Annotated in this window: 1 protein-coding gene; it reads right to left on the bottom strand. The window is 30.3% G+C overall.

What is annotated here, in order from left to right; genetic code table 11:
• Positions 1-584: 584 nt before the first annotated feature.
• Positions 585-2,536: copper amine oxidase N-terminal domain-containing protein (locus K6343_00250; protein ID MEF3244405.1), on the bottom strand; the 1,952-nt coding region annotated here is incomplete at its 5' end.

Here is a 2,536-nt window from a genome sequence, read left to right as displayed (position 1 = left end):
ACTTTTTTGCCCTTATTTCGCAAATTTTACAAATTTTTCAGTTGTCAAGGTTTATTTTACATCAATTTTTTAGCATCAGCACGAAGAAGCCTCTTTGCATATATATTATATGCACTTCGCAAAATTAACATACATCAAAAAGCTATCTAACACTGAACTAAAATAATCTTTTTACACTTAATACTATGTATATTATACCAAATTCTAAATTTTGCGAAAATGTTTTTTTTAATTTATACTTTTTCAATTGCAAAGTGTTTTTAAAATATTCTTTTAACGTAAATATTTACTTATTGTTATAATCCCTTGTTTATTTAAGAACTACTACGGCAAATTATTTATTATTCAAGTGTATAAAATAGCGCTATATTTAATAGAATATACATAATAGTTTTCTTTTGAATATTTTAATTATAAGGATAGACTAAAACAAAATAATGTTAGAGTTTAAGAAAAGAAGATTCTTTGCTAACACACGTAATGACAAAGCGGGACTTTTTTCGTAAGAAAGGCGATATTAGATTAAATTCCAAAACAAGATTTAGCCAATAATTCCTTAGACCTAATGAAAGATGAAACCTACGCTATACTCCATAGACTATTGTAATTTTTTTGAGTTTACCATCCCAATTGACTTCTGCCCCAAAATTCTCAAGGATAAAACGTAATGGCACCATTGTTCTTCCGTCCTTAATAAATGGAACAATTTTTGGGTTATCTTTATCAATAGGAACAGGGTTTCCATTGACTGAAGCAAGAGGGTTGCCTATAAAAAGTTCAATTACAGAATTTTTAAAAATGATGATAACTGAACCAGTGTTTTTCCAAACTACCTTTGCACCCAATGGTTCTACAACGTATCTAACTGGCACAAATGTTCTTCCATCAATGATAATTGGAGTTGTATCCATAGACATTTTTATGCCATTAATGTAAATAAAAGGAGAACCAATATAGAGTTCTATTTTCACATTTTTTACAGTTGTATCCGAAAACACAATTGGCCTAACTGAAAATACATTGGAAGGATCGGAAGCATTTTCCTTTTCATCAACTGCAATCACCCAGTAATAGTAGTTAATACCATACTCAAAGGGACCCGAATCTGTAAATGTGGTAGTAGTTGTATCTCCAACATATACAGAAGTTGTTATATCAGGTTGTGTGCTTCTAAAAATTTCATATCGCCTAATATCATAAGAGCCCTTCAAACTTTTAGAAAAAGAAAACTGCACTTTACCAACATTATTTTCGAGTTTAATGTTTGCAACCTTAGATGGCTTTACAAACGGAGGAAGAATTGTTAAAGTTATAGGTTTTGAAATAACACTTACACCTGCATCACTTTTTACATTTGAAAAACTCACCACTAACTTATAGTCTGTTTCTTTAATTGCCTTAAATGTTAGACTTATAATGGGTGTGTCATTTTTAAAATTCAGAAGATCAAAAGAAAAGTTTAAAGAATCATCATTTTCCGAAACATAGTTTGATTGATAATTAACAAACTCAAGATAATCCTTTGGATAGTCTATCTTAAAACTCAAAGAACTTACGGGCACATTGCTATTTAAAAACACATCAAAAAATAATTTATCATCTACTCTTACGGTGAAGTCATTTGGATTAGGCGTAAGATTTGCACCAATTAGTTCTACGTTTGATGTAAGTTTAATCGAATTTCTTACTCCATTATAGGAAAATGAAAAACTTCCACTATTTTTACCAATACTACCCCATCTTGCATCTGCAATTACCGTTATAACCTGTGAACCCACAATAGAGGATGGGAACAAGGAAAACATCTTTGAGTTAGAGAAAAGATACATTTGTGAATTCTTCTCAGGAGCAAAAACGGTAATATTTGTAAAACTTGCCTCATTACTTAAGAGATTTCCAAAATCAAAATCGCTAACGCTTGCTTGCGGTTGAATATTAGAATTTGCCTTTAATGAAGTAAAAATGTAATCAAAAGAAGAATAATTTATACTAAAAGAGGAAGTGTCGTAACCATCTTTTGTAAGAGTGATTGTGTGTTCACCCTGTGTAAGCGGCACAAATGCCCTTGTTGAAAGGTTAGTTATTGCACCATCAACTAATATAGAAGCGGTTGGATAAGAATCTAATATGATACCGTTTGAATCAATAAAATTTACAGAATAGGTTTTTGAATAAAAATAGGAAAAAGTTTCAGTTAAACTTTTTGATGAAGAAAAGGAAATATACACATCAATATCTACACTACCTAATGGTTTGAAATTTGGAAGGAATTTAAAACTTATCAATCCATTCTCATTACTGCCTTGGATAATCTCTTTTGAAAGGATGTTTAACCCATTTCGGTAAACAACATACATATATGGAATAAACAGATTAGAGTAATCCGTCTTGTAGTTGAGGTTGAGCGTATAGTTTGAAACTTCTAAATTAGTTGAATTTAAATCTTCTATATCAAAATCATCAAAAGTAAAACTTGTTAAAACTTTTTGGCCAAAAGAATTATCCTCGTTAAAAAACTCAAGGGTTGCTTGGTAAT

This window comes from Caldisericaceae bacterium (assembly GCA_036574215.1).
GTDB lineage: Bacteria > Caldisericota > Caldisericia > Caldisericales > Caldisericaceae > Caldisericum.
Note: the sequence above shows the minus strand (reverse complement) of the source record. Positions and strands in the feature narration are given on the sequence as shown.